The sequence below is a fragment of the Acinetobacter sp. SM1B genome, assembly GCF_003289665.1.
Taxonomy (GTDB): Bacteria; Pseudomonadota; Gammaproteobacteria; order Pseudomonadales; family Moraxellaceae; genus Acinetobacter; species Acinetobacter schindleri.
This window is the reverse complement of record NZ_QMBM01000001.1, coordinates 1,047,888-1,049,453: the sequence shown is the minus strand read 5'-3', so window position 1 is coordinate 1,049,453 and position 1,566 is coordinate 1,047,888. Positions and strand designations below refer to the sequence as shown.

The 1,566-nt window shown below is 37.4% G+C and carries 1 protein-coding gene, 1 tRNA gene, 1 pseudogene and 1 other annotated feature (1 of these 4 cut by a window edge); of the genes and pseudogenes, 2 read left to right on the top strand and 1 reads right to left on the bottom strand.

Annotation, left to right across the window (positions count from 1 at the left end):
- A protein-coding gene (locus C8322_RS04970) for a transposase (protein WP_111810424.1) crosses the window boundary here: on the top strand, window positions 1-35 show its end. The gene continues 295 nt to the left of window position 1, outside the view; only the last 35 of its 330 coding nucleotides appear in the window; its start codon lies off the left edge, out of view; it ends in the stop codon at window positions 33-35.
- A 237-nt stretch (window positions 36-272) separates the two neighbouring features.
- Here C8322_RS04970 and C8322_RS04965 read toward each other — a convergent pair.
- Window positions 273-349 (bottom strand) — tRNA-Ile (locus tag C8322_RS04965).
- A gap of 483 nt (window positions 350-832) precedes the next feature.
- Between C8322_RS04965 and C8322_RS14545 the strand changes: the two are divergent.
- A pseudogene (locus tag C8322_RS14545) lies at window positions 833-1,566 on the top strand (IS3 family transposase); the annotation flags it as partial.
- Window positions 1,108-1,224, top strand: a sequence feature (AL1L pseudoknot). (Overlaps the previous pseudogene by 117 nt.)

Here is a 1,566-nt window from a genome sequence, read left to right as displayed (position 1 = left end):
CTGGAATCTACAACTTGGAACTGAGCAAAAAATGATTTATGAAAGAGGTCCATTGCAGAATAAGCCTTTAGAAATAGGTTTGTGCAACGAAACCCATTCAAACTCGTGGCTTCCAAAATTTGCCTCACATGACAGAAGCAAAAAATTCAGATGGTAGGTGTTCATCTAAAAATGGAAACATTTTTGTCGTCATTCTTGCTACCTATTCGCTACCTTTTTATTTTAATTAAAAAAACCCCTTACGATTAATGCACGTAAGAGGTTGATTTATATGGTGGGCCCAGACAGACTTGAACTGTCGACCAACGGATTATGAGTCCGCTGCTCTAACCAACTGAGCTATAGGCCCTATATGCTGAAAACCTTATTTATCAATAGGTTTAGGCGACAAGAATACTAGCTAAGATTTTTTTAAAAGACAAGCCTTTTTATGCCCACTTGCACACTTCATCAGCAATTATAAATTAGAAAAAATAGACACTTTGGAAATTCCTCATACTTTAGAAGGCTCTCATAGTCATTCAGAAGGAAAATTTCCATTTCTTTACAAAACAGAGCTGCTATCAAAATATATTTAAAAATTAACTCTCAACTATGCTTTTATACTTTTTATATATAATTATTTACATACTTTGAATGGCTGAATTAATTTTTATATCCGGATCAATTCAGCTATGAAATTAATTAAAAGCTTAAGCTTCGTGCTCCAAATTCTCTTTTTTGCGCATATCCAGATAAATTTCGATCAAAGACCATACAACAATGAGTGCAAAAATGAACAATGAACCGTACCGGGTTTGTCGGAGAGTCAATATTCTGAGAGACTATCCCGATGACAAAATTAAAATATGCCCCTGAAATCAGAGAAAGAGCAGTTCAATTATTGATTGAATCTGAAAAAGATTATCCATCGAATTGGGCAGCAGTTTCCGCAATTGCGCCTAAGATTGGTTGTACTCCTGAAACACTTCGTGCCTGGCATCAAAAGCATTTAGATCAGCAAAATCCTATTAAAGTACAACAGATATCTGATCAAGAAAAAATGAAGCAAATGGAACGTGAAATTAAAGAATTAAAGCGTGCCAATGAAATTCTACGTAAAGCAGCCGCTTTTTTCGCCCAGGCGGAGCTCGACCGCCCACACAAATAATGGTGGATTTCATCCATAACAATAAAGACTTATATGGTGTTGATGCGATTTCTAGGATTTTACCGATCGCAGCTTCAACCTATTACCGGACTCTAGATCTCTGCGAAAATCCAGAACATCGAGCAAAGCGAGATTTACATGATTTGCATCATGCTGAGGAGATTAAACGAATTTGGAAGGAAAGTTCAGGTCGGTATGGTGTACGTAAAGTCTGGCAAAAACTGAAACGTGAAGGCTATATTATTGCACGCTGTACTGTTGCTCGATTAATGAAAAAGTTAGGTATACAAGGTGTTTGGCGAGGTAAGAACAAACAAACCACCCGTAGCCGAGATGACCAAAAACGAGCACCTGACTTGGTGAAACGGAATTTTAGAGCTGATCAGCCTAATCACTTGTGGGTTGCTGACTTTACC